The organism is Streptomyces sp. NBC_00523, from assembly GCF_036346615.1.
GTDB lineage: Bacteria > Actinomycetota > Actinomycetes > Streptomycetales > Streptomycetaceae > Streptomyces.
In genome coordinates this window covers 5,627,327-5,651,708 of the sequence record NZ_CP107836.1, presented here as the reverse complement: position 1 = coordinate 5,651,708, position 24,382 = coordinate 5,627,327, and the positions used below count along the sequence as shown (strand labels likewise).

The following is a 24,382-nucleotide window of genomic DNA, read 5'->3' as shown; positions in this document are numbered from 1 at the left end:
AGTGGTCATGACGCCAGCCCTTCGGCCAGCGGGCCCAGGGCGAGGGCCGGGAAGTAGGTCAGGCCGGCCACGACCACGACGACCGCGGCCAGCAGTCCGCTGAACAGCGGGGTGTGGGTGGGGAGGGTGCCCGAGGTCGCCGGGACGGGCCGCTGCTCGGCCAGCGAGCCGGCGAGGGCCAGGACGAACACCATGGGCAGGAACCGGCCGAGCAGCATCGCGAGCCCGATGGTGGTGTTGAACCACGGGGTGTCCGCGGCGAGCCCGGCGAACGCCGAGCCGTTGTTGTTGGCGCCGGAGGTGTACGCGTAGAGGATCTCGGAGAAGCCGTGCGCCCCCGGGTTGGCCACCGAGTGGGGCGGGGTGGGCAGCGCGACGGCCACGGCGGTGAAGCCGAGCACCAGGGCCGGGGTGATCAGGAGGTAGCAGGCGGCGAGCTTGATCTCGCGGGTGCCGATCTTCTTGCCGAGGTATTCGGGCGTGCGGCCGACCATCAGTCCGGCGACGAACACCGCGATGAGCGCCATGATCAGCATGCCGTAGAGGCCGGAGCCGACGCCGCCGGGGGCGATCTCGCCGAGCTGCATGCCGAGCAGCGTGATGCCGCCGCCGAGGCCGGTGAACGAGGAGTGGAAGGAGTTCACCGCGCCGGTCGACGTGAGGGTGGTGGCCACGGAGAACAGGGCGGAGCCACCGACCCCGAACCGGGTCTCCTTGCCCTCCGTCGCCCCGCCCGCGAGCTCGAAGGCGGGGCCGTGGTGGGCGTACTCGGTCCACATCATCAGCGCGGAGAAGCCGAGCCAGAAGACGAGCATCGTGGCGAGGAGCGCGTACCCCTGCCGGACCGAGCCGACCATGCGGCCGAAGGTGCGGGTCAGGGCGAACGGGATGACGAGGATCAGGAAGATCTCGAAGAGGTTGGACAGCCCGTCGGGGTTCTCGAAGGGGTGCGCGGAGTTGGCGTTGAAGTAGCCGCCGCCGTTGGTGCCCAGCTCCTTGATGGCCTCCTGGGAGGCGACCGCGCCGCCGTTCCACTGCTGCGCACCGCCCGTGAACTGCCCGACCTCGTGGATGCCGGAGAAGTTCTGGATCGCCCCGCAGGCGACGAGGACGAGTGCGCCGACGACGGCGATCGGCAGCAGGATGCGGACGGTGCCGCGCACCAGGTCGGCCCAGAAGTTGCCGAGCTCCCCGGTGCGGGAGGCCGCGAACCCCCGTACGAGGGCCACCGCGACGGCCATGCCGACGGCGGCGGAGACGAAGTTCTGCACGGCGAGGCCGCCGGTCTGCACGACGTGGCCCATGGCCTGCTCGCCGGCGTACGACTGCCAGTTGGTGTTGGCGACGAACGAGGCGGCCGTGTTGAACGCCTGGTCCGGGCTGATCGAGGAGAAGCCGAGCGAGCCGGGCAGGGCGCCCTGGAGCCGTTGCAGCAGGTAGAGGAAGACGACGCTCACGGCGGAGAAGGCGAGGACACCGCGCAGATAGGCGGCCCGGCGCATCTGCGTGTCGGGGGTGACGCCTATCGCCCGGTAGATCCACTTCTCGGCCCGCAGATGGCGGGGCGAGGTGTAGACACGGGCCATGTGGTCACCGAGCGGCCGGTACGCCAGCCCCAGCGCGACGACGAGCGCGAGGAGCTGGAGCACGGCGGAGAGGACGGGACTCATGTCGGGCTCAGAACCTCTCCGGGAAGAGGAGGGCCAGGACGAGATATCCCAGCAGGGCGGCGGCCACGACGAGGCCGGCCACGTTGTCCGCGCTCACAGCTTCGCCACCCCCTTGGCGACGAGTGCCACCAGCGCGAAGACCGCGATCGTGGTGACGACGAAGGCCGCATCGGCCATCGGATGCTCCTGAATGAGGTGTCGATGAATCGGACCCCTTGAGCAAACCGCCCCCCGGCACCGCTGTGACCTGCGTTGATGCCTCCCTTACGGAAGTGGGCCCGGCCTTGACGACGCCCGTACGCCGCCGATACGCGTCCCGTACGCGCCGGCGCACGCAAAAGCCGGTGGGCCGCACCCCGGGAAAGGGGTACGGCCCACCGGCCGGTGTCCGCGGGTGCGGGTCAGCGCACCTCGGTGATCTCGGGACCGCGCTGGAGGCCCGCCATGCCACCGGAGAACTTCGAGCCCTCCTGGTCCTCCTGCTGCACGCCCTCGGGAACCATCTGGGCGTCGTTGGGGAGCTTGAGGACGATCGGGTCGCGCGGGGCCATCGGGCCCTCGCCGCGGACGACCACGGTGTCCCGGAAGACCGACTCCAGAAGCCCGGCGGCCTCCGGCTGCACGGCGCCCTGGCCGGAGATCACACCGCGCAGGAACCAGCGCGGGCCGTCGACGCCGACGAAGCGCACCAGCTGCACGCCGTTCGCGCCATCGGGAAGCTGTACGGGGACCTGCGCGCGCAGCTCCCAGCCCAGCGGGCCCTCGACCTCGTCGATGATGCCGCCCTGCTGGGTGATGCCCGAGGCGATCTCCTCGCGGACCTCGCCCCAGATGCCCTCCTTCTTGGGGGCGGCGAAGGCCTGCAGCTGGACCGCGCTGTCGCGCATCACGACGGTGGCGGCGACGATCGCGTCACCGGCGACCTCCACGCGCAGCTCCATGCCCTCGACGCCGGGCACGAAGATGCCGCCCAGGTCGACCCGGCCGTCGCCGGGCTGGGACACCTCGCTGATGTCCCACGGACCGTCCGGGCGCGGCGCCGGCGGAAGGTTCGTCCGGCGGGACTCGCCCTCGGCGTCATCCTGCTCGTCGACGACCTGCTCGGCCTCGCGCGCCTCGTCCGCCGTGTCATCGGCGGCATCACTGTTCTTGCGACGTCCGAACACGTCACTGTCCTTCCCGGTCGGATTCGACCGAAGCGTAGCTGTTCCCGCCCTGGGGAACCCCGCCCCGGACGCCATCAACATCAACGGCGGCATGGCCGCCGGTGGACCCGAAGCCCCCTTCGGCCCGCGCCGAGCCGGGAAGCTCCGACACCTCGTGGAAGCGCACCTTCTCGACCTGCTGCACGACCAGTTGGGCAATCCGGTCGAACCGCTCGAACCGCACGGACTCGCGCGGGTCGAGATTGACGACGATCACTTTGATCTCTCCACGGTACCCGGCATCGACCGTCCCCGGGGCATTCACCAGGGCGACTCCGCAGCGGGCGGCGAGACCGGATCGCGGGTGCACGAACGCGGCGTACCCGTCGGGCAGGGCGATCGAAACCCCGGTGGGCAGTACGGCCCGCTCCCCCGGTGCCAGCTCGGCGGCCTCGGTCGTCACGAGGTCCGCGCCGGCGTCGCCGGGGTGCCCGTAGGCCGGAAGCGGAACGTCCGGGTCGACCCGGCGGATCAGGACGTCGACGGGATGGCGCATCACGGGTTCACCTCGAAGGCGCGGGCACGCCTGACCTGGTCGGGGTCGGCCATGGCCGCCTGGATCTCGGCCGGCCGGCCGTTCTCGATGAAGTGGTCGACCTTGACCTCGATGAACAGGGCGTCGGCGCGCACCGCGACCGGCCCGTCCGGGCCGCCGATCCGGCCGGTGGCCCGGGAGTAGATCTTCCGGCCGTGCACGGCGGTGACCTCGGCGTCGAGGAACAGCACGGTGTCGACGGGGACGGGCCGCACGAAGTCGGTCTCCAGCCGTCCGGTGACCGCGATGACCCGCAGCAGCCAGTTCAGCGAGCCGAGCGTCTCGTCCAGCGCCGTGGCCAGCACTCCTCCGTGCGCCAGGCCCGGGGCGCCCTGGTGGGCGGCCTTCACGGTGAACTCGGCGGTCACCCGGACACCCTCGCCGGCCCGCGCCTGGAGGTGCAGTCCGTGGGGCTGGCCGGAGCCGCAGCCGAAGCAGTGCTCGTAGTGCGCGCCGAGGAGCTCGCCGGGGGCCGGGGCTTCGGGGTGCCGGACCGGTTTCACCGCGTCGGCCGGGGGCGTCAGAGCCGCAGATGTTCCACTCACAGGCGCAGACCTTACCCGCGCGGGTAACCCGCCGGTCGCGCCGTGCCAAGCTGGAGCCATGCAGCCTTCGACCCCGCCCTACGACGAACGCCTCACCGCACCCCGTTCGTGGTGGCTGATCGCCGTCCTGATCGGCATCGCGTGCGCGCTGATGCTGCTGCCGCTGGGCACCCTGCCGCTCCTCGCCGGACTGGCCGGCGGCACGGTCCTGTCGGCCGTCGCGGTCAGCTCGTACGGCTCCGCCCGCATCCGGGTCGTGGCGGGGGCGCTGGTCGCCGGGGACGCGCGGATCCCGGTCTCGGCGCTCGGGGAGGCCGAGGTGCTGGACGCCGAGGAGGCGCGCGCCTGGCGCACGCACAAGGCGGACGTCCGGGCCTTCATGCTGCTGCGCAGCTACATCCCGACGGCGGTCCGGGTGGAGGTCACCGACCCGGAGGACCCGACCCCGTACGTCTATCTCTCGACGCGCGACCCGCAGGCCCTGGTGGCAGCGCTGACCGCGGCGGTCCGGGCCTAGGGGTTCTCAGGTTTCAGCGGGGGCTGCTCCGGGAGGCTGTCCCAGGGGATCTGCTTCTCGCGCAGGTCCTTCCTGACCCGCTCGGCGAGCTTCCTGGTGTCGCGCCGGTTCATGGACGCGCCGACCGCGGCGCCGACCATGAACGGGATCAGGCTCGGCAGGTTGCGCACGGTGCGCTTCATGATCTGGCGGCGCAGCTCGCGCTTCATCCGGCCGCTCAGCGCCGCGTCGACCGTGGCGGGGCGGGTGATCTCGATGCCGCGCTCCTCGGTCCATGCGGTGAGGTAGGCGGTGGAGCGCCGGCCGACGCCGCCCGGGGGACGGCGTCCGTAGACCTCGTGCAGCTCGGCGACGAGCTTCATCTCTATGGCGGCGACGCCGGTGACCTCGGTGGCCAGCTCGGCGAGCATCGCGGGCGGCACGGGCATCATGGCCGCCGCGCCGATTCCGGCGCCGACGGTGGCGGTCGCGCGGCTCGCGCCCACGACGAGCCGGTCCGCGATCTCCTCCGGCCCGAGGCCGGGAAAGTGCTTGCGCAGGGTGGCGAGGTCGCGCACAGGGACGCGGGGAGCGATGTGGATGATCAGGTCCGCGATATGACCGATCGCTTCCTTGGCGCTCTCCCCGCCCTTGCGTACGCCCCGTTTCACTGAACTCAGACGGCCTGCCCCGGTCACGGGCTCCGTCCTGCCGACCTGTCCGGCCCCATCGGCCGTGTCGACTCCGGCAGCCTCACGGGCTGCGCGTACGGCTACTTCCGCCGCTTCGAGCGAGGCCGCCTGCAGGCCCCGCTCGTCGTCCTGTCCGTCCGGCGAAGGTGGCAGGGCGGACCGCTCGGCAGACGCCTCTGCGCCTTCTGCCGGGCCTGTACCGCCCTGGTGCGCCTCCGGTGGCCTTCTGCCCCAGGGGCGCCGCTTGCGGAACGGTGTGTCCCCTGCCACGGCCGACCGGATCTCAGTCGCAGTCGCGGCAGATCGGCTGGCCGTTCTTCTCGCGGGCCAGCTGACTGCGGTGGTGCACGAGGAAGCAGCTCATGCAGGTGAACTCGTCGGCCTGCTTGGGCAGGACCCGTACGGCCAGTTCCTCGTTGGACAGGTCTGCGCCGGGCAGCTCAAGGCCCTCGGCCGCGTCGAACTCGTCGACGTCGACGGCGGATGCCGTCTTGTCGCTCCGGCGCGCCTTCAGCTCTTCAAGGCTGTCCTGATCGACGTCGTCGTCGGTCTTGCGTGGGGTGTCGTAATCCGTTGCCATGTCGCTCTCCCCCTCTGGGTGTCTGCGGTGTCTCAGCGCTCGTAACGCGTGAGAGGCCGGACTTGTGCCCGACCTGAGGCGGAGATTTTGCCTCACATCAAGGTCTGTTACTCAATCGACACCCAAAAGGACCGCTCGGGAGTGATCGGCTTGGGTGGCGATGGGGACCGTACACGGTCCCGGCGGCACCCTTTACAGGCACCACCCCGTGTACTTCCCGTCATGCCTGCCCCCGAAAACCCGGTGATTCGCCGGGTTTCCGGTGAGTTCCCTGGTCACGGAGCGTGGACAGGGAGATATTCACTCCTGTGATCGATCACACACGGCCCCTTCGGGATCAGGTCCCGAAAATTCCGCTCAAAGCGAACAAAAAATAATGGGTGCGCAAAGCTCCTCTCGGGCCGGTCAGACCGGCAGTGAGACGCGCATCACAAGACCACCGCCTTCGCGGGGCTCGGCGATGATACGGCCGCCATGGGCGCGGGCGACGGACCGCGCGATCGACAGACCGAGCCCGACCCCCTTGTCGCTGCCCGTCCGCTCCGTACGCAGCCGCCTGAACGGCTCGAAGAGGTTGTCGATCTCGTACGCCGGGACCACGGGCCCCGTGTTCGAGACGACGAGCACCGCCTGGCCGGGCAGCAGCTCCGTGCTCACGTCGACCCAGCCGCCCTCCGGCACGTTGTAGCGGACGGCGTTCTGTACGAGGTTCAGCGCGATGCGCTCCAGCAGGACGCCGTTGCCCTGGACGACGGCCTCGGCCAGCTCCACGCGCGTCTCCACGCCCTTGGCCTCGGCCTCGCCGCGCGCCTGGTCCATGGCGCGCGAGGCGACCTCGGCGAGGTCGACGGGTTTGCGCTCGATGATCTGGTTGTCGCTGCGGGCCAGCAGCAGCAGGCCCTCCACCAGCTGCTCGCTGCGCTCGTTGGTGGCCAGCAGCGTCTTGCCCAGCTGCTGGAGCTCGGGCGGGGCCTCCGGGTCGGAGAGGTGGACCTCCAGCAGCGTGCGGTTGATGGCCAGCGGCGTGCGCAGCTCGTGCGAGGCGTTGCCGACGAACCGCTGCTGCGCGGTGAAGGCCCGCTCCAGCCGGTCCAGCATGTCGTCGAAGGTGTCGGACAGCTCCTTGAGCTCGTCGTCCGGCCCGTCCAGCTCGATGCGCCTGGAGAGGTCGGTCCCGGCCACCCGGCGGGCGATGCGGGTGATCCGGCCCAGCGGCGAGAGCACCCGGCCCGCCATGCCGTAGCCGAAGGCGAAGGCGATGATGCTGAGCCCCACCAGGGCCAGCAGCGACCGGTTGAGCAGCGTGTCCAGGGCCTGCTGGCGCTGGTGGTTCACGCAGGAGTTCATCGCGGCGTTGACCGCGCTCGGCGAGTTGCCGTGCTCCAGGAGGTTGCAGACCTTGCTGGACATGTAGCCGTCGACGACCTTGAAAGGCAGCTCACTGCCCACGTGCAGGGCCTGCGCCGCCAGCATGTAGATGATCGACAGCAGCAGGATGCCCGCGATCAGGAACATGCCGCCGTACAGCAGCGTGAGCCGTATCCGGATGGTCGGACGCAGCCAGGGGTACGAGGGCTCCTGCTGCTTCGGCTCCCAGGTGGGCTTGGGGGGTGCGGGCGGCGGGGCGGCGGGCACGGGCATCAGATCCGGTAGCCGGAGCCGGGCACCGTGACGATCACGGGCGGCTCACCGAGCTTGCGGCGCAGGGTCATGACGGTCACCCGGACGACGTTGGTGAACGGGTCGGTGTTCTCGTCCCAGGCCTTCTCCAGCAGCTGCTCCGCCGAGACGACGGCGCCCTCGCTGCGCATCAGGACCTCCAGGACGGCGAACTCCTTGGGCGCGAGCTGGACCTCCTGGCCACCCCGGAACACCTCCCGGCGATTGGGGTCCAGCTTGATCCCGGCCCGCTCCAGGACGGGCGGCAGGGCGACGGTGGTCCGCCGGCCGAGGGCCCGTACCCGGGCGGTCAGCTCGCTGAACGCGAAGGGCTTGGGCAGATAGTCGTCGGCGCCGAGCTCCAGGCCCTCCACCCGGTCGCTGACGTCCCCGGACGCGGTGAGCATGAGGACCCGGGTGGGCATGCCGAGCTCCACGATCCGGCGGCAGACGTCGTCGCCGTGGACCACGGGGAGGTCGCGGTCGAGCACCACGACGTCGTAGTCGTTGACCTCGATGCGCTCCACCGCCGCGGCCCCGTCGTACACGACATCGACGGCCATGGCCTCACGGCGCAATCCGGTGGCCACCGCATCGGCGAGCAGCTGCTCGTCCTCCACGACGAGTACGCGCACGGCGCTTCCTTCCCTAGAACTTCGCAAGCGGTCTGCACCACGGGGCGCCGGGCGCCCGGGACGGCCCGGCCGCCCGCGCCGCGGGCGCGGCCCCGGCACACTTGTGCGGCTCCATCCTGCCCGCAACCCGCATAAACCGGCGGTAAGACGTCCCGCCCCGACCTGCGGCTTCGGGGAAGCTACGGGATTTCCGGGCCAGTTGAGGTTTCTCTGAGCTTCAGGCGGGGGAGTACGCATTCACACCCGCCGATCACGTCTTCCCATGTGGCGTTGTCACAGGCCCCTCCGTCCCCCGGAGAGTGCGTGATCACCCGCCCTACCGCCTCGGCGGAGGGAAACCCGGGCACACCCCCGTGCCACCGACCCACGATGAGGGGGCGCTTCATGGACGCTTTCACCGCAGGTCTGCTGCAACGCATCAAGACGACCGAGGACGACCTCACGAAGGCCCGCGAGACGGGCGACGACTTCCTCGCGGACGTCGAGCAGAGCGAGCTGGACGACCTCCGTCGTCTCGCCGCCGAGCACGGTGTGCGGATCAGCACGACGACGAACGCCTGACCGTCGCTATGGGCGAAAGGCCCCGCAGCCGCCGTACGGCGGCTGCGGGGCCTTTCTGCTGCTCCGGTACGGGTCCGGCGCGTATCAGTCGTGCCAGGCGCCCAGCCCGTCCAGGAGGGCCTGGAGCGGTTCGAAGACCCCGGGGGACGCGGCGACGGTCAGCTCGCCGTCGGCCGGCCTGCCCGGGCGCCCGCCGGTGAGGGCACCGGCCTCCCGGGCGATGATGTCGCCCGCGGCCAGGTCCCAGGGGTGCAGCCCGCGCTCGTAGTAGCCGTCGAGCCGGCCGGCGGCCACGTCGCAGAGGTCGATCGCCGCGGAGCCGCCGCGCCGGATGTCCCGGACCTGCGGGACGAGGTCGCGCGCCACCTCGGCCTGGTGGGCCCGGACCTCGGCGACGTAGTTGAAGCCGGTCGCCACCAGCGCCTCGGAGAGCGGGGCGGTCTCCCGGCACCGCAGCCGGACGTGCTCCTTGCCGTACACCCCGCCCGTGACGAAGGCCCCGAGGCCGCGTTGCGCGAAGTACGTCTCGCCGCGCATCGGGACCTCCACCACACCGGCGACCCGCTCGCCGTACATCTCGATGCCGATGGAGACGGCCCAGGACGGGAGTCCGTAGAGGTAGTTCACCGTGCCGTCGAGGGGGTCGATCACCCAGCGCACACCGCTGACGCCCTCGGAGGTCGTGCCGCCCTCCTCGCCGAGGTAGCCATCGAGGGGGCGGAAGTCGATCAGGAAGTCGGTGATCAGCTTCTCGGCGGCGAGGTCCATCTCGGTGACGACGTCGACCGGGCTGGACTTGGTCGCGGCCACGCCCAGTCCGGCCGGACGCCCGTCGCGCAGCAGCCGGCCGGCGAGTTCCGCGGCTTCCATGGCGAGTTCGAGCAGGGTTTCCACTGAGTGTTCGACTCGGGTCACGGCGTTCCCTAAGAGGTTGAGAAGGGGTGGACAGGGAAGAGCGAGGGCTTACGCGTAGGGGCTGTCGGCTCCCGCGGCTGCGGGCTTGGGCGCCCGGGCCGGGCAGCAGCCCACCGGGCAGAGGTCGTGGCTCGCGCCGAGCGTCCCGAGGGCGCACCGCTGCGGCGCGCGGCCCTGCTCGGCGGCGGCCCGTTCCAGGACGAGCTCGCGCACGGCGGCGGCGAACCGGGGATCGGCGCCGACCGTCGCGGAGCGGCGTACCGGCAGGCCCAGCTCGGCGGCCTTCGCGGTGGCCTCGGTGTCGAGGTCGTACAGGACCTCCATGTGGTCCGAGACGAAGCCGATGGGCGCCATCACGACGGCGGGGACACCCTCGCCGTGGAGGGCTTCGAGGTGGTCGCAGATGTCGGGCTCCAGCCACGGGATGTGCGGCGCGCCGCTGCGCGACTGGTAGACGAGCCGCCAGGGGTACGCCGTGCCGGTCCGCTCGCGCACCGCGTCCACGATCAGCCGGGCCACGTCGAGGTGCTCGGCGACATAGGCGCCGCCGTCCCCGTGCGCCTCCACGGGGCCCGAGGTGTCGGCCGCGGAGGTCGGGATGGAGTGCGTGGTGAAGGCCAGGTGCGCGCCGGGGCGCACCCCGTCGGGCAGGTCCGCCAGCGAGGCGAGGACGCCCTCGACCATGGGCTCCACGAAGCCGGGGTGATTGAAGTAGTGCCGGAGTTTGTCCACGCGCGGCACGGGAAGACCCTCGGCCTCCAGAGCGGCCAGTGACTCGGCGAGGTTCTCGCGGTACTGCCGGCAGCCGGAGTACGAGGCGTAGGCGCTGGTCGCCAGGACGGCGATGCGGCGGTGGCCGTCGTCGACCATCTCGCGCAGGGTGTCGGTGAGGTACGGGGCCCAGTTGCGGTTGCCCCAGTACACGGGCAGGTCCAGCCCGTGCTCGGAGAAGTCCTTGCGCAACGCGTCGAGCAGGGCCCTGTTCTGGGCGTTGATCGGGCTGACGCCCCCGAACAGGAAGTAGTGCTTGCCGACCTCCTTGAGCCGTTCCTCGGGGATGCCCCGGCCGCGGGTCACGTTCGCGAGGAACGGAACCACGTCGTCCGGGCCTTCGGGGCCGCCGAAGGAGAGCAGCAGCAGGGCGTCGTAGGGGGCGGGATCGCGCAGATCGGACATGGCGTCGATCCTGCCACCCGCGCGGGGGCGGGGTGGCACCGACGTCCGGAGCCAGCACTTCCGGTCCCCGCACGGGGTGACGGGAGGGGTGGATGCATATGCGGGAGCCGTGAGTATGATCCCCCTCCAACCGGCCGGTAACCCGTGGTTTCCGTCCGGGGGAAGCGCCGGCTGGGTGGGCCGGTTCCAAGGGAAGGGCGCGGGGAAGATGACCGAGACCTACGCACGGACGGCGACGGGCCCGTGGCGCAACTGGGCGGGGACCGTCACCGCGCGGCCGGCCCGGACCGTGTCCCCCGCCTCCGTGGACGAGCTGGCCGAGGCGCTGCGCAGGGCGTCCGAGGACGGGCTGCGGGTGAAGCCGGTCGGCACCGGGCATTCGTTCACCGCGACCGCGGCCACCGACGGGCTGCTGATCCGGCCCGATCTGCTGACCGGCATCCGCGAGATCGACCGCAAGGCGATGACGGTGACCGTCGAGGCGGGCACCCCTCTCAAGCGCCTGAACACCGCGCTGGCCCGCGAGGGCCTCTCGCTCACCAACATGGGCGACATCATGGAGCAGACGGTCGCCGGAGCCACCTCCACCGGCACGCACGGCACCGGCCGTGACTCGGCGTCCATATCCGCGCAGATACGCGCCCTGGAGCTGGTCACCGCGGACGGCACGGTGCTGACCTGTTCGGAGACCGAGAACGCCGACGTGTTCGCGGTGGCGCGGATCGGGCTCGGCGCGCTGGGCGTCATCACCGCGATCACCTTCGCCGTGGAGCCGGTCTTCCTGCTGACCGCCCGCGAGGAGCCGATGAGCTTCGACCAGGTGACGGCCGACTTCGATCAGCTCGTGACCGAGAACGAGCACTTCGAGTTCTACTGGTTCCCGCACACCGGGAACTGCAACACCAAGCGCAACAACCGCAGCGCCGGTCCCGCCGCCCCGCCCGGCAAGGTCAGCGGCTGGGTCGAGGACGAGCTGCTGTCCAACGGAGTCTTCCAGGTCGCCTGCGCGCTCGGCCGGGCCGTGCCCGCCACGATCCCCTCGATCGCCAGGATCTCCAGCCGGGCCCTGTCGGCGCGTACGTACACCGACATCCCGTACAAGGTGTTCACCAGCCCGCGCCGGGTGCGGTTCGTGGAGATGGAGTACGCGCTGCCGCGTGAGGCCGCGGTCGAGGCGCTGCGCGAGGTCCGGGCGATGGTGGACAGCTCGCCGCTGCGGATCAGCTTCCCGGTGGAGGTGCGCACCGCGCCCGCCGACGACATCGCGCTCTCCACGGCGTCGGGCCGGGAGAGCGCGTACATCGCCGTCCACATGTACCGGGGCACGCCCTACCAGGCGTACTTCACGGCGGTGGAGCGGATCATGACCGCGCACGGCGGCCGCCCGCACTGGGGCAAGATCAACACCAGGGACGCCGCGTACCTCTCCGGGGTGTATCCGCGTTTCGGCGAGTTCACGGCCGTACGCGACCGGCTGGACCCGGACCGGCTGTTCGGCAACGACTACCTGCGCCGGGTGCTGGGCGACTGACCCGGGCTCACTCCCCCGCTCCGGTGCCCGCGGGCGCCGGAGCGCCGTCCGTGGCCGTCGGGTCGGGCGTCGCGCTCTCGCCGCCGCCGTCCGTGGCGCTCGGGGTGGGCGTGGGCGTGGGCTCGACGCCGCCGCCCGCCGGGTCCGAGGGGGTGGGCGTGGGCGTCGCCCCCTCGGTGGGAGCACCGCTGCGGTCCGGCCGCGGGGCGGTGCCGTCCTCGTCCCGGCCGCCGGTGCCGGGCGTCGTCGTGCCGCTCTCGTCCTGACGGCCGGGGTTCGTCCCGTCCTGGCCGGGGCCGGTGGTTTCGGCGGGCCCGGGCGTGGAGGACCCGCTGCCGTGCCCACCGCGTACGACGGAGCCCACGGTCGTGCCGTGGCCGCCGCTCAGGTCGTCGCCGGAGATCAGTTCGTAGGTCGTGATGCCGGCCATCGAGACCGCGAAGACCACGGCCGCGCCGATCGCCGACCGCTTCCAGCCACGCAGCCGGGTGCCGTGCGTGGTCGCCTCGGAGAACTCCTCGTCCGGCCCGGCACCGGCGGCGGGGCTGCGCAGCACCGTCGTCGCGTCGGGCTCCACGCGGCGCAGGAGCGTCGTCTCGTCCGGGTCTGCCCGGCGCAGGAGCATCGTCTCGTCCGGCCGCGGGTCCGCCCGGCGCAGCACCGTGGTGGCGTCGTCCACCGCTCCCAGCAGGACGGTCTCCTGCGGCGAGGGCTCCGGCCGCCGCGCCCCGGTCTCGCGGGTGTAGACGGTCACCTCGCGGTCCGGGTGCTTCACCTGGACCGTGACCTCGCGGATCTGCTCTCCTGTACGACGGAAGAAGTGCTGGAAGACCGAGCCGCCACAGGTCGCCACGACGCTCATGACTCCGGCGCCCGCGATGGTTCCGTACACACCGAGCTGGGAAGCCGCCACGGCCGCCGCCACCGCGGCGACCGCACTGCCCGCCACCTGGGGCAGGCTCAGATCGATCCGCCTCTCCTTGGGTTCTATGTCGCTTTCCGGCTTCTGCACCATTTCCAGCCCTTGATTGACATCTCTCCCACCATGCACCAACTAGGGACACGTGAGCGAAGCCGAAAGTTCCGGTTGCGTGGATTATGTGAAGCACGACACGGATCATGAGCGGGAGGCGTCAGGAGGGGTAGGCAAACTCCCGCACCTCACGAGAACTTCGACGGCGCGGCGGTCCACCCACATGGCCCGAATGGAGTACTGTGGCGAGCCCTGGGGCCGGACTCCCGAGCGGGCGTCCGGAACCTTCGGGAGGGGGCCGAAGGAGGCACTCGATCCGGCGGCGCACGGCATCGCACGGCGGCCAGCTACACGGAGTGACCATCGGTCACTTTGCGTTGCGCAAGGGCTGCCGTGGCATACCGGCGATCAAGGGCTCACGCCCGACACGCCGGGCAACACGGCAATGTTGTGGCAGGCTGCACCCGGGCAGGCCACACTCGACTAGCGGAAGCAGCGACGCACGTGACGTCGGCAGGCACCACCCGGGAGGTCCCCATGCCCGAACTGCGTGTCGTGGCCGTCTCCAACGACGGCACACGACTGGTGCTCAAAGCTGCGGACAGTACGGAGTACACGCTTCCGATCGACGAGCGGCTGCGAGCCGCCGTGCGCAACGACCGCGCCCGGCTCGGCCAGATCGAGATCGAGGTGGAGAGCCACCTCCGCCCGCGCGACATCCAGGCACGGATACGAGCCGGCGCCTCCGCCGAGGAGGTCGCCCAGTTCGCCGGGATCCCCGTCGACCGTGTCCGCCGTTTCGAGGGCCCCGTGCTCGCGGAGCGCGCCTTCATGGCCGAGCGGGCCCGGAAGACTCCCGTGCGCCGTCCCGGCGAGAACACCGGCCCCCAGCTCGGCGAGGCGGTGCAGGAGCGGCTGCTGCTGCGCGGCGCCGACAAGGAAACCGTCCAGTGGGACTCCTGGCGCCGCGACGACGGCACCTGGGAGGTCCTGCTCGTCTACCGGGTCGCGGGTGAGCCGCACTCGGCGAGCTGGACGTACGACCCGCCGCGCCGGCTGGTCCAGGCCGTGGACGACGAGGCCCGTTCGCTGATCGGCGAGACGGACGAGGTCGCCGCGCCCGAGCCCAGCTTCCCCTTCGTGCCCCGGATCGCCCGGCTGCCGCGCGACCGGCCGCTGGACCGCGCGCTTGACCGGCAGATCGAGCGTCCGGCCCCGCCGCCGCCCCCGGAACCGGAGGAGCGGATCGCCGGGGTGACCGCGAGCGAGCGGGATTCCCTCACCAGCCTGCTGGAGGCCGTGCCCAGCTTCCGCGGTGACATGGTCGTACCGGAACGGCCCGCGCCGCCCGAGCCCCCGGCGATCGAGCCGCCGGAGCGGGAGCCGGAGGCCGAGGAGCCGCCGGCCGCGTCGGCCGGAGCGGGCTCCGCGTACGCGGACGTCCTGATGCCGCGCGCGGTCGCCGGTCACCGGGACCGGCTGACGGGGACGACGGACCGGCAGGCCGAGGCGGACGGCGTCCGGCCCGGGCGCAGAGCCGCGGTGCCCAGCTGGGACGAGATCGTCTTCGGCACCCGCCGCAAGAAGCAGGACTAGACGGCATGCCAAGGGCCCGTACGCGAGCGCGTACGGGCCCTTGCGCGTCGTCCCGCGACGACGGCGTGCCGTTAGCTGGGGTCGGGTCCGGTGGCGACCGGGCGCGACGCGTCGGCGGACCAGTCGGACCAGGAGCCCGCGTAGAGGGCGGCCCGGTACCCGGCGAGTTCCAGCGCCAGCACCTGCTGGGCCCCGGACACTCCCGAGCCGCAGTAGACGCCGACCTCCGCGGCCTCGCCTTCGACGCCCAGCCCGGCGAACCGGGCAGCCAGGCGCTCGGGGCTCAGGAAGCGGCCGTCCGCGTCCACGTTCTCGCCGGTCGGCGCGGAGAGCGCGCCGGGGATGTGGCCGCCGACCCGGTCGATGGGTTCCACATCGCCCCGGTAGCGCTCGGCCGCCCGCGCGTCGAGCAGGACACCCGAGCGGGCGAGGGCCGCGGCGCCGTCCGCGTCGAGCAGCGGCAGCGCTCCCGGGGCGGGCACGAAGTCACCCTCGGCCGGGTCCGGGGTCTCCTTCGACAGCTCCCCGGTCCAGGCCGCGAGGCCGCCGTCCAGCACCCGTACGTCGGTGTGCCCGGCCCAGCGCAGCAGCCACCAGGCCCGGGCGGCCGCCCAGCCCTGACCGCCGTCGTGGACGACGACCGGGCTGTCCCGGCGGACCCCGGCGCGGCGCATCACGGCGCCGAACTCCGCCGGGTCGGGCAGCGGGTGGCGGCCGCCGGTGCCCGCCGGTCCGGCGAGCTCCGCGTCGAGGTCCACGAAGACCGCGCCGGGGATGTGCCCCGCCTCGTAGTCGGGCCGGCCGTGCGGGCCACCCAGCTGCCAACGTACGTCCAGGAGCACCGGCGGACGCGGCCCCGCCAGTTCGCTCGCGCATTCGAATGCGGAGATGATGGGCTTCATGCGTGCCATCCTCGCGCAGACGCCCGGCTGCCCGTAACCACGGCCAAGCGGTTATACCAGGACAAACCGGTCCGCCTGGGGCGAGATCCCGGATCTGACGGCGCGGCCGGAGCGCATCCCACGCCCGGTGGTGCAAGCATCTGCACGGGGCGTACACACCTCGCACCGCACCCCGGCGCGCCGGCCCCGTTTTCCCGTACGGCCACCACGATGGTCCGAGGAGAGTGACGATGACCGAGGCTGCCGCTCGGCGTACACCCGGAACACCTTGCTGGGTGAGCCTGATCGTGCACGGCCTGCGCACGACCCAGAACTTCTACGCCGAGCTGTTCGGCTGGGAGTTCGGCCCCGGCCCCGAGCAGCTCGGCCCGTACGTACGGGCGCTGATCGACGGGAAGGGGGTCGCGGGCATCGGCCAGCTGCCGCCGGACCGGCATCTCCCGATCGCCTGGACGACCTACCTGGCCACCGACGACGCCGATCAGACGGCTGAGGCCATCCGGGCCTGCGGCGGCACGGTCGGCGTCGGGCCGCTCGACGCGGGCGAGGCGGGTCGCATGGCCATCGCCTCCGACCCGGGCGGGGCCGTCTTCGGGATCTGGCAGGCCGCTGCGCACATCGGCACCGCACTGGCCGGGACGCCCGGCACCCCGGTCTGGAACGAGCTGGTGACCCGGGAGACGTCGACGGTCGCCAAGTTCTACCAGGCGGTCTTCGGCTACGAGACCAAGGCCGTCGTCTCGGCGGACTTCGACTACCAGACCCTGCACCTCCGGGGCCGCCCGGTCGCCTCGCTGCACGGCGTCGGCCACGCCCCGCTGCGCGACCGGGGGCCGCACTGGATGACGTACTTCGAGGTGGCCGACACCGACGAGGCCGCGCAGCAGGTCGCGGAGCTCGGCGGTCAGGTCCTGACCCCGCCGAGGGAGGGCCCGAGCGGCAGGGTCGCGACGGTCGCGGACCCGGAGGGCGCGGTCTTCACGATCCAGCGCTCGGTGGCACGCTGACCGCACCGCGTACGAGCCGCCAGGGTACGAGCTGGACGACGCCGAACGCCACCTCGGCCACCAGGAACGGCCAGAGCCAGTACGGGGCGCCGTGGGCGAGCGCGTACGCCTGCCACAGGGCGAACAGCGTGCGCGCCAGGCCGTCGTACAGACCGTGCACCGGCAGCGGCCGGACGAGGCGCAGGAGCGCCCAGACGACCACCACCGACCCCATGAGGTTGGCGTAGAGGGTTTCGATCGGGTCGAGGGCGGGCAGGGCGCCCGCCCCGATCGCCTCCCCCAGCCGGGACAGTGCGCCGTTCACCAGCGTGTACGTCCACGGGGTGGCGAACCCCGCGGTGACGACGAGGTCGTACCACGCGCTCGCGCGTACGGCACGCGGGTAGGCGGGGTGGGAGGGCGTGACGGTACGGAACAAGGCGGGGCTCCTGACGGCTTCCTTCACGGACGCCCCCGACCGTAAACACTGGAGTACTGTCCAAGGTCAAGTCCGCGGACCCGGAGGGTGGGAGAGCCGTGCGCATCGGGGAGCTGGCCACGCAGACGGGGCTGAGCAGGGACGCCATCCGCTTCTACGAGAGGACCGGGTTGATCTCCGGGGAGCGGCTGCCCAACGGCTACCGCGACTTCCCGCCGGAGACGGTCCCCTGGCTCGCCTACGTCCGTACCGCCCAGGCGCTCGGCTTCTCGCTGGCCGAGATCGCGCGCACGGGCGAGGAGTTGCGCGACACACCGGACAGCGCGGCGGCGCTGTCCGCGCTGTTCGAGGAGAAGATCGCGGTCATCGACGCGCGCATGGCCCAACTCAGCGCCCTGCGGGCCGACCTGAGCGCACGCGCCCGCACGGGCTGCCCGCTGCGGGCGGCGGGCTGAGCGTCAGGCGGAGCTGACCGGCAGGACGTCCGGGGAGAGCGCGGCGGCCTGGGCGGACGCCGCGGTGGCGCGGCGGCGGTGGTGGCGGCGGCACAGGACCTCGTAACCGACCTCGCCCGCAGGGCGGTTCACATCGCCGACGACGACCTGTGCGCCCTCCACGACCATCTCGCCGTCCACGGTCCGGGCGTTGTGCGTGGCGCGGGCGCCGCACCAGCAGAGGGCTTCGACCTGGAGCTGTTCTATGCGGTCGGCGAGCTCGACCAGCCGTTGCGAGCCGGGGAAGAGCCGGGTGCGGAAGTCCGTCGTGATGCCGAAGGCGAAGACGTCCATCTCCAGGTCGTCCACGACCCGGGCCAGCTGGTCGATCTGGGCCGGGGCCAGGAACTGCGCCTCGTCCACGATCACGTAGTCGACCCGGCCGCCCTTGGACAGCTGGGCGACGAGGTACGCGTACAGGTCCATGTCCTCGTCGGCCTCGACGGCCTCCGTGACCAGGCCGAGGCGCGAGGAGAGCTTCCCCTCCCCCGCCCGGTCGTCCCGGGTGAAGATCACGCCCTGCAGGCCCCTCGCCGACCGGTTGTGGCCGATCTGGAGGGCCAGGGTGCTCTTTCCGCAGTCCATCGTTCCGGAGAAGAACACAAGCTCGGGCATGAGGGGTTGAGCACCTTTCGGGACGGGCGGGGAGAGCGGCTGGACGGAACGGGCTACGAGCGTACTTCGAGGAGCGGGACGAACTGCTCGACGGGGGTCATGGAGCCGTGCATGCCGACCATGGCCGACTCGTGCGGCTCGTTGCGCGAGGCGGTGATCACCACGTCGTCGTGGGCGGCGGCGACCACGTCGCCGATCCTGCCGTACACCCGCTCGTCGACGCGGGGGCCGAACCAGCCCGCGGCGACGGCCTCGTCCCGGCTCGCCACCCAGAACTGCTCGCCCAGCACCTCGCGCCAGACGGCGAGCACGTCGGACGCGGCGCCCGGGACGGCGTACACATGCCGCGCCCGGCCCTCGCCGCCGAGCAGCGCGACGCCGGCGCCCAGCTCCCAGTCCTCGTCGAAGTCGATCCGGGACTGCTCGTCGAAGGGGATGTCGATCATGCCGTGGTCGGCGGTGATGTAGAGCGCCGAGCGCGGCGGAAGCTGCTCGGCCAGGCGCCGGGCCAGCCCGTCGACGTACATCAGCTGTCCGCGCCAGGCGTCGGAGTCGGTGCCGAAGCGGTGGCCCTTGCCGTCGACCTCGCTGTAGTACGTATAGACGAGCGAGCGGTCGCCGTGGGCCAGCCGTTCGGCGGCGGTGTCCATCCGCTCCTCGCCGCTGAGCCGGCCGAGGAAGGAGCCGCCGCTCAGCGCGACCTTGGTCAGCGGGGTCTGCTCGAAGGCGGGGGCGGAGACCTGGGCGGTGCGCACACCGGCGGCGTCGGCGAGCTGGAAGAGGGTGGGGTGGGGCTGCCACGCCTTCGGCGGGGTCCACGGCTGCCAGCGGAGCTGGTTCATCAGCTCGCCGGTCTCGGGGTTACGGACGGTGTAACCGGGAAGACCGTGCTCGCCCGGGGGCAGGCCGGTGCCGACGGAGGCCAGCGAGGTCGCCGTGGTGGCCGGGAAACCGGCCGTGATCGGGCGGCCGGTGCCGCCGCGCGAGGTCGGCAGCAGCGAGTGCAGGAACGGGGCCTCGTCGGGGTGGGCCTTTATCTGCTCCCAGCCGAGGCCGTCGATCAGGAAGACGCAGTTCCGGTCGGCGGGGGCGAGTTCGCCGATGGCCGCCTCGAAGCCCGGGACCTCCTGGCCCGCGAGCAGGGTCGGCAGCAGGTCGGCGAGCGAGCCGCTGCCGTACTCCGGGACGGGCGCGGTGTCGACGGGCAGCGGGACGAAGTCGTCCGGCCAGGCCGGCTGGACCATCAGCGGCCGGCCGCGGGGGTCGCGACCGTGGCCTCGGAGAGCGCCTGGGCGAAGGCGAGGGTCTGGCGCACGGTGTCCGGGCCGTCGCCGGCCTCGCTGACCCGCAGGCTCAGGTCGTCGGCGGTGGTGCTGCCGGTGTAGCCGTGGTCCGCCTCGCAGTTCGGGTCGCCGCAGGCGGCGGGCTCCAGGTCGATCCGGGAGACCGCGCCCCAGCCGATGGTCAGGACGACCTCGCGGGGCAGGGTGCCCGGAACGTACTTCTCCGGGTTGGCGACGACGCGGCTGACCACGACCGAGGAGATCCGGTCCAGCTTGACCGACTCCGTCGAGGTGGTGGCGTACGGCGAAGGGGAGCTGGTGTCCGCGTTCTGCTCGTCGGTGTGGCTGACGATGAAGCGGGTGTCCGTGAGCACCAGCACCGTGACGTGCCGGCGCACCTCGTTGGAGTCGAAGGTCGTCTCCTGGTGCACCAGGTACGAAGCGACCGGCTCACCGCCCACGGCGGCCTCCACCGCCTCGGCCACGAGGGCCGGGTAGTAGCCGCTGCGCTCGATCGCCGCGCGCAGCCCCTGGGTGGTCGTACCGGTCTTAGCCATGGGAACCATCCTACGGGGGCCGGATGGCTGCCGGGGACGCCGCCGGAGCCCCCGTCCCGGCCGGTCCAGGGGGACGCGAGCGGGGCCTGTCAGTAGTTCGACAGGCGGCGCGGGCCGAGGTCGTTCCGGGCCGGGGGCGGCGAGAGGCGGACGCTCGCCCCGAGCACGGAGAGGCCCTGCGGGGCGACCACGACCGGTTCCAGGGCGATGGAGACCACCTCGGGATGGTCGTCGACCAGCCGGGAGACCCGCAGCAGCAGCTCCTCGAGGGCGGCGGTGTCCACCGGCGCCGCACCGCGCCAGCCGAACAGGACCGGGGCCGCCCGGATGGACCGGATCAGCTCGGCGGCGTCCCGGTCGGTGGCCGGGACCAGACGGTGGGCGGTGTCGCCGAGCAGCTCGGAGGGCGCCCCGGCGAGACCGAAGGAGAGCACGGCGCCCGCAGCCGGGTCGATGGTGGCCCGTACGACGGTGTCGACGCCGCGCGGCGCCATGGCCTGGACGACGGGCCGCAGCTCCGCCGGTTTGCCGAGCAGTTCGGTGAGGTCGCCGTACGCGCGGCGCAGGGCCGCCTCGCTGTCGAGGTCCAGGCGTACGCCGCCGAGGTCGGCCCGGTGGCGCAGATGGGGCGCGGTCGTCTTGAGCGCCACCGGGTAGCCGAGCCGGGCGGCGGCCGCCACGGCCTCCTCCGGACCGGGGGCGGGCAGCGTGGGGCGTACGGCGATGCCGTAGCAGGCGAGCAGTTCGCGGGCCTCGTCGTGGCCGAGCGGCCGGCCGCGCGGGTCGGGGTCCTCGCCGAGGAGCGCGTCGATGCGGGCGGCGGCGCCCGAAGGGTCGATGGTGTCGTCGAGGAAGTCGGGCACCTTGCCGGGCGTCGCGGCCTGCCGCCGCCACTGCGCGTACCGCACGGCCTCGGCGAGCGCCCGCACGGCGCGCTCGGCGGCGGGGTAGGCGGGGATGCGGCCGCGGCGTGGGGCGTCCGAGGGGATGTTGGGGGCGCCGTCCGCGGTGGCGGGCTGTGGGGCAGTGGGCGGCGGGGCGCTCGGCGGCGCGGCGGGGGCCGCCGGCGTCCCCTGCGCCGCCGTGAACGGCTGGGTGGCCGGGCGCGGCTGCGCCACTGTGCTGGTGGCGGCCGACAGCGCCTCCGCCAGGCCGCCGATCTCGACGTGGACCACGGCGACCGGCTTGGCGGGACCGGCGGCGGCCGCCGCGTGCAGCGCGGTGGCCAGGACCTCGCCGTCGCCCGACTCCGCCTCGCCGTTCTCGCCGACCCACGGGATCGCCGTCACGATCACGGCGTCGCACGCCCCGTCGGCCAGCGCCGCCGACAGCGCGTCCCGGAAGTCCTGCGGAGTGGCGGACGTGGTGAGGTCGATGGGCGGGCGCGGGCGAAGCCCCTCGGCCAGGCACGCGTCGTACGTGAGCAGCCCCAGGGACTCCGAGTTGCCGAGGATCGCGACGCGTCCGCCCGCCGGAAGCGGCTGGTCCGCGAGGAGCAGCCCGGCGTCGACCATCTCGGTGACCGTGTCGACGCGGATGACACCCGCCTGCCGCATCAGCGCGGAGACCGTGGAGTCGGGGATGCGGCTGACGGGGACGGCGTGGCCGGGCGGGGTGGAGCCGCTGTGCCGGGCGCCCTTGACCACGACCACCGGCTTCACGGCGGCGGTACGGCGGGCGAGGCGGGTGAACTTGCGCGGGTTGCCCAGCGACTCCAGGTAGAGCAGGGCGACATCGGTGTCCGGGTCCTCGTACCAGTACTGAAGGAAGTCGTTGCCGGAGATGTCGGCCCGGTTGCCGGCCGAGATGAAGGTGGAGAGGCCCGCGCCGCGCCGGTAGAGCCCGGAGAGCAGGGCGATGCCGATGGCGCCGGACTGGGTGAACAGGCCGATGCGCCCGGAGGCGGGCCGGTCCGGGGCGAGCGAGGCGTTGAGCCGGACCGCCTCGGAGTTGTTGATGATGCCGAACGCGTTGGGCCCGATGATCCGCATGCCGTACGAACGGGCCTGGCGCACCAGTTCCCGCTGGCGCTCGCGGCCCTCGGCGCCCCACTCGGCGTAACCGGCGGAGAGGACCACCAGCCCCTGGACGCCGTGCTCCCCGCAGTCCGCGACGGCCTCCGGGACGCGGTCGGCGGGTACGGCGACCACCGCGAGGTCGACCGGCTCGCCGATCTCGCCCAGGGAGCGGTGCGCGGGGACCCCGTCGATGGTGTCCTGCCCGGCGTCGAGCGCGCTGTTGACCGCGTGGACGCGGCCGGTGAAGCCCGCGCCGAGCAGGTTGCGCAGGACGGTGCGGCCGACGCCGCCGGGGGTGCGGCCGACGCCGATGACGGCGACGGATCCGGGGGCGAGCAGCCGCTGCACGGACTTGGCCTCGGCGCGCTGTTCGCGGGCGCGCTGGACGGCGAGGGATTCGGCGGTGGGTTCGAGGTCGAGGGTGAGGTGGACGGAGCCGTCCTCGAAGCTGCGCTGCTGGGTGTAGCCGGCGTCCCGGAACACCTTGATCATCTTGGTGTTGGCGGGCAGCACCTCTGCGGCGAAGCGCCGGATGCCGCGTTCGCGGGCGACCGCCGCGATGTGTTCGAGCAGGGTCGAGGCCACGCCCCGGCCCTGGTGGGCGTCCTGGACGAGGAAGGCGACCTCGGCCTCGTCGGCGGGGGCCGAGGCGGGGCGGCCGGTCGCGTCGATCCGGTCGTAGCGGACGGTGGCGATGAACTCGCCGCCCACCGTGACGGCCAGACCCACCCTGTCGACGTAGTCGTGATGGGTGAAGCGGTGGACGTCCTTGGCGGAGAGCCGGGGGTAGGGCGCGAAGAAGCGGTAGTACTTCGACTCGTCGGAAACCTGCTCGTAGAAGCTGACCAGGCGCTCGGCGTCATCCGTGGTGATCGGCCTGATCCGCGCGGTGCCGCCGTCGCGGAGCACCACGTCCGCCTCCCAGTGATCGGGGTAGGCGTGATGCGGACTCTGCTCCGGAGAGGGCTGCATGAGGAAAGCCTACGGCTGTCGCACGGGTCGCGGGGGTGCCGGGGCCGGGGCACTCTGAGGTCTCCGGACGACCGCGGGCGCGGCGCGCGGGAGGGCCCGCGGGTCTGCCCGGAGCATCGCGCACCACATGAGACACTGGTCTAGACAACCGTTGATTCTTGAAGGGCAGAACCATGGCTGAGCGCCGCGTAAACGTCGGTTGGGCCGAGGGCCTGCACGCCCGCCCCGCTTCCATCTTCGTCCGTGCCGCCACGGCCTCCGGCGTCCCCGTCACCATCGCCAAGGCGGACGGCAACCCGGTGAACGCGGCCTCCATGCTCGCGGTGCTCGGTCTCGGCGCCCAGGGCGGCGAGGAGATCGTGCTCGCGTCCGACGCGGACAACGCCGAGGCCGCCCTGGACCGCCTGGCGAAGCTGGTCGCCGAGGGTCTCGAGGAGCTTCCGGAGACCGTCTGAGCCCGAGCGGCCGACACCGCCGGAATTCTCACGGGAAAGCCGCGGCCCCCTGCATGGGGCGCCGCGGCTTTTGCGTGCGCGGGCCGCAGCCATACGACGCGGACCGAATAAGCGGGCGGTTGGGCGGGCCGCGCCTTTTCCGCTTTTTTTACACGCGCCTTTCTTTATTTGTACGCGCCCTTTGTTAATTCCGGCCACTCGCGGTGTTTACGGCACGTTGCGAAGCCCTCACACGGCCGGCCCGGGGCACGGTGGCGGGGCGGGCGGCGCGGCGGAGCCGGTGCGCGGCGCCGTGGCGTTCGGCGAGCTGCACGGCCAGGGCCCGCGCCCGCTCCGCGTCCCCGCGCGCCACGGCGTCCACGAGGGCCCCGTGCTCGGCCCAGGCTTCGGCCGGGCGGGCCGGCTGCTCGACCGCGTACATCCAGGCGATCTTGTGGCGGAGCTGGGTGAGCAGGGCGATGAGGCCGGGGCTGCCGGACGCCTGGGCCAGCGTCTCGTGGAACCAGCCGGCCAGGGAGCGCAGATCCTCGCCCTCACCCCGGCGGGCCCGCTCCTGGCCGAGCCTGACCAGGCCGCGCAACACCTTGAGGTGGGCGTCCGTCCGGCGCTGGGCCGCGCGGGCCGCGCTCAGCGGTTCCAGCAGCATGCGGACCTCCAGGAGGTCGGCGGCCTCCTGCTCCGTGGGCTCGGCGACGCAGGCTCCGGCGTGTCTCCGGGTCACGACGAAGCCCTCCGACTCCAGGGTGCGCAGCGCTTCCCGTACCGGGACGCGGGAAACCCCGTAACGCCGTGCGAGCACCTCCTCGGTGAGCCGGCTGCCGCGTTCGAAGACACCGGAGACGATGTCGTCACGGATTGCCGTGCATACCGAATGCGCCGGAACACGCATGTC

26 protein-coding genes are annotated in these 24,382 nt (G+C 72.5%); 7 read left to right on the top strand and 19 right to left on the bottom strand.

Features of this window, described 5'->3' with window-relative positions; translation table 11 throughout:
* Positions 1–5 precede the first annotated feature (5 nt).
* The 5 genes from kdpA to OHS17_RS25695 all read right to left on the bottom strand — a co-directional run bounded on the left by kdpA (position 6) and on the right by OHS17_RS25695 (position 3,955).
* Positions 6–1,670 (bottom strand): potassium-transporting ATPase subunit KdpA, encoded by a 1,665-nt coding sequence (gene kdpA, locus OHS17_RS25715; protein ID WP_330314040.1) that lies wholly within the window; start codon positions 1,668–1,670, stop codon positions 6–8.
* Positions 1,671–1,677: 7 nt separating this feature from the next.
* Positions 1,678–1,767 (bottom strand): K(+)-transporting ATPase subunit F, encoded by a 90-nt coding sequence (gene kdpF / locus OHS17_RS25710; protein ID WP_018105394.1) that lies wholly within the window; start codon positions 1,765–1,767, stop codon positions 1,678–1,680.
* A gap of 304 nt (positions 1,768–2,071) precedes the next feature.
* Complete coding sequence (locus OHS17_RS25705) at positions 2,072–2,836, bottom strand: DUF3710 domain-containing protein (RefSeq protein WP_018105392.1); 765 nt, start codon at positions 2,834–2,836, stop codon at positions 2,072–2,074.
* 1 nt (position 2,837) lies between these two features.
* Complete coding sequence (dut, locus tag OHS17_RS25700; RefSeq protein WP_018105391.1) at positions 2,838–3,371, bottom strand: dUTP diphosphatase; 534 nt, start codon at positions 3,369–3,371, stop codon at positions 2,838–2,840.
* Positions 3,371–3,955: a PaaI family thioesterase gene (locus tag OHS17_RS25695; protein ID WP_026171827.1), complete on the bottom strand. Its 585-nt coding sequence runs from the start codon at positions 3,953–3,955 to the stop codon at positions 3,371–3,373. The genes dut and OHS17_RS25695 overlap by 1 nt, the downstream gene beginning before the upstream one ends.
* Positions 3,956–4,013: 58 nt before the next feature.
* On the opposite strand from OHS17_RS25695, the gene OHS17_RS25690 reads away from it, so the two are divergent.
* Positions 4,014–4,472: a DUF3093 domain-containing protein gene (locus OHS17_RS25690; RefSeq protein WP_328902799.1), complete on the top strand. Its 459-nt coding sequence runs from the start codon at positions 4,014–4,016 to the stop codon at positions 4,470–4,472.
* Here the strand turns inward: OHS17_RS25690 and OHS17_RS25685 are convergent.
* The 4 genes from OHS17_RS25685 to OHS17_RS25670 form a co-directional block, all read right to left on the bottom strand.
* On the bottom strand, positions 4,469–5,413 hold the full coding sequence (locus OHS17_RS25685) for a hypothetical protein (protein WP_330314039.1): 945 nt from the start codon (positions 5,411–5,413) through the stop codon (positions 4,469–4,471). The genes OHS17_RS25690 and OHS17_RS25685 overlap by 4 nt on opposite strands.
* 13 nt (positions 5,414–5,426) lie before the next feature.
* Positions 5,427–5,723 (bottom strand): DUF4193 domain-containing protein, encoded by a 297-nt coding sequence (locus OHS17_RS25680; RefSeq protein ID WP_003965732.1) that lies wholly within the window; start codon positions 5,721–5,723, stop codon positions 5,427–5,429.
* A 405-nt stretch (positions 5,724–6,128) separates the two neighbouring features.
* Positions 6,129–7,364: a sensor histidine kinase gene (locus tag OHS17_RS25675; RefSeq protein ID WP_330314038.1), complete on the bottom strand. Its 1,236-nt coding sequence runs from the start codon at positions 7,362–7,364 to the stop codon at positions 6,129–6,131.
* Positions 7,364–8,017: a response regulator transcription factor gene (locus OHS17_RS25670; RefSeq protein WP_018105386.1), complete on the bottom strand. Its 654-nt coding sequence runs from the start codon at positions 8,015–8,017 to the stop codon at positions 7,364–7,366. Before OHS17_RS25670 ends, OHS17_RS25675 begins: the two co-directional genes overlap by 1 nt.
* 384 nt (positions 8,018–8,401) lie before the next feature.
* Between OHS17_RS25670 and OHS17_RS25665 the strand changes: the two genes are divergently transcribed.
* Complete coding sequence (locus tag OHS17_RS25665) at positions 8,402–8,578, top strand: hypothetical protein (protein ID WP_018105385.1); 177 nt, start codon at positions 8,402–8,404, stop codon at positions 8,576–8,578.
* 84 nt (positions 8,579–8,662) lie between these two features.
* Here the strand turns inward: OHS17_RS25665 and OHS17_RS25660 are convergent, their stop codons facing one another.
* On the bottom strand, positions 8,663–9,448 hold the full coding sequence (locus OHS17_RS25660) for an inositol monophosphatase family protein (protein WP_330315353.1): 786 nt from the start codon (positions 9,446–9,448) through the stop codon (positions 8,663–8,665).
* Positions 9,449–9,541: 93 nt separating this feature from the next.
* The gene (locus OHS17_RS25655; protein ID WP_330314037.1) at positions 9,542–10,669 is read right to left on the bottom strand and encodes a ferrochelatase; all 1,128 of its coding nucleotides are present in this window, start codon (positions 10,667–10,669) and stop codon (positions 9,542–9,544) included.
* Between the two features lie 208 nt (positions 10,670–10,877).
* Between OHS17_RS25655 and OHS17_RS25650 the strand changes: the two genes are divergently transcribed.
* Positions 10,878–12,200: a D-arabinono-1,4-lactone oxidase gene (locus OHS17_RS25650; RefSeq protein ID WP_330314036.1), complete on the top strand. Its 1,323-nt coding sequence runs from the start codon at positions 10,878–10,880 to the stop codon at positions 12,198–12,200.
* A 7-nt stretch (positions 12,201–12,207) separates the two neighbouring features.
* Here the strand turns inward: OHS17_RS25650 and OHS17_RS25645 are convergent, their stop codons facing one another.
* Positions 12,208–13,215, bottom strand: coding sequence for a hypothetical protein (locus tag OHS17_RS25645; protein ID WP_330314035.1), 1,008 nt, complete (start codon positions 13,213–13,215; stop codon positions 12,208–12,210).
* 495 nt (positions 13,216–13,710) lie between these two features.
* On the opposite strand from OHS17_RS25645, the gene sepH reads away from it, so the two are divergent.
* Complete coding sequence (gene sepH, locus OHS17_RS25640) at positions 13,711–14,769, top strand: septation protein SepH (protein WP_018105380.1); 1,059 nt, start codon at positions 13,711–13,713, stop codon at positions 14,767–14,769.
* Positions 14,770–14,840: 71 nt separating this feature from the next.
* Here the strand turns inward: sepH and OHS17_RS25635 are convergent, their stop codons facing one another.
* Positions 14,841–15,671: a sulfurtransferase gene (locus tag OHS17_RS25635; RefSeq protein WP_330314034.1), complete on the bottom strand. Its 831-nt coding sequence runs from the start codon at positions 15,669–15,671 to the stop codon at positions 14,841–14,843.
* 230 nt (positions 15,672–15,901) lie between these two features.
* On the opposite strand from OHS17_RS25635, the gene OHS17_RS25630 reads away from it, so the two are divergent.
* The gene (locus OHS17_RS25630; RefSeq protein WP_330314033.1) at positions 15,902–16,678 is read left to right on the top strand and encodes a VOC family protein; all 777 of its coding nucleotides are present in this window, start codon (positions 15,902–15,904) and stop codon (positions 16,676–16,678) included.
* On the opposite strand, the gene OHS17_RS25625 is transcribed toward OHS17_RS25630, so the two are convergent.
* The gene (locus tag OHS17_RS25625; protein WP_330314032.1) at positions 16,650–17,096 is read right to left on the bottom strand and encodes a hypothetical protein; all 447 of its coding nucleotides are present in this window, start codon (positions 17,094–17,096) and stop codon (positions 16,650–16,652) included. The two genes, OHS17_RS25630 and OHS17_RS25625, sit on opposite strands and share 29 nt — an antisense overlap.
* Positions 17,097–17,194: 98 nt before the next feature.
* Here OHS17_RS25625 and OHS17_RS25620 point away from each other — a divergent pair, with 98 nt between their 5' ends.
* Positions 17,195–17,551, top strand: coding sequence for a MerR family transcriptional regulator (locus OHS17_RS25620; protein ID WP_330314031.1), 357 nt, complete (start codon positions 17,195–17,197; stop codon positions 17,549–17,551).
* A gap of 3 nt (positions 17,552–17,554) precedes the next feature.
* Here OHS17_RS25620 and OHS17_RS25615 read toward each other — a convergent pair whose 3' ends face one another.
* From OHS17_RS25615 to OHS17_RS25600, 4 genes are all read right to left on the bottom strand, one after another.
* Complete coding sequence (locus OHS17_RS25615; RefSeq protein ID WP_330314030.1) at positions 17,555–18,205, bottom strand: thymidine kinase; 651 nt, start codon at positions 18,203–18,205, stop codon at positions 17,555–17,557.
* Positions 18,206–18,258: 53 nt separating this feature from the next.
* A complete protein-coding gene (locus OHS17_RS25610; protein WP_330314029.1) occupies positions 18,259–19,449 on the bottom strand; it encodes an alkaline phosphatase family protein in 1,191 nt (396 codons plus the stop codon).
* Positions 19,449–20,045: a DUF5998 family protein gene (locus OHS17_RS25605; protein ID WP_018105373.1), complete on the bottom strand. Its 597-nt coding sequence runs from the start codon at positions 20,043–20,045 to the stop codon at positions 19,449–19,451. Before OHS17_RS25605 ends, OHS17_RS25610 begins: the two co-directional genes overlap by 1 nt.
* An 89-nt stretch (positions 20,046–20,134) precedes the next feature.
* Positions 20,135–23,035, bottom strand: coding sequence for a bifunctional acetate--CoA ligase family protein/GNAT family N-acetyltransferase (locus OHS17_RS25600; protein WP_330314028.1), 2,901 nt, complete (start codon positions 23,033–23,035; stop codon positions 20,135–20,137).
* A 173-nt stretch (positions 23,036–23,208) separates the two neighbouring features.
* Between OHS17_RS25600 and OHS17_RS25595 the strand changes: the two genes are divergently transcribed.
* Positions 23,209–23,490 carry an HPr family phosphocarrier protein gene (locus tag OHS17_RS25595; protein WP_018105371.1) on the top strand — a complete coding sequence of 94 codons (282 nt, stop codon included), beginning with the start codon at positions 23,209–23,211 and terminating at the stop codon, positions 23,488–23,490.
* A 184-nt stretch (positions 23,491–23,674) separates the two neighbouring features.
* On the opposite strand, the gene OHS17_RS25590 is transcribed toward OHS17_RS25595, so the two are convergent.
* The gene (locus OHS17_RS25590) at positions 23,675–24,379 is read right to left on the bottom strand and encodes a GntR family transcriptional regulator (protein ID WP_330314027.1); all 705 of its coding nucleotides are present in this window, start codon (positions 24,377–24,379) and stop codon (positions 23,675–23,677) included.
* Positions 24,380–24,382: the final 3 nt, after the last annotated feature.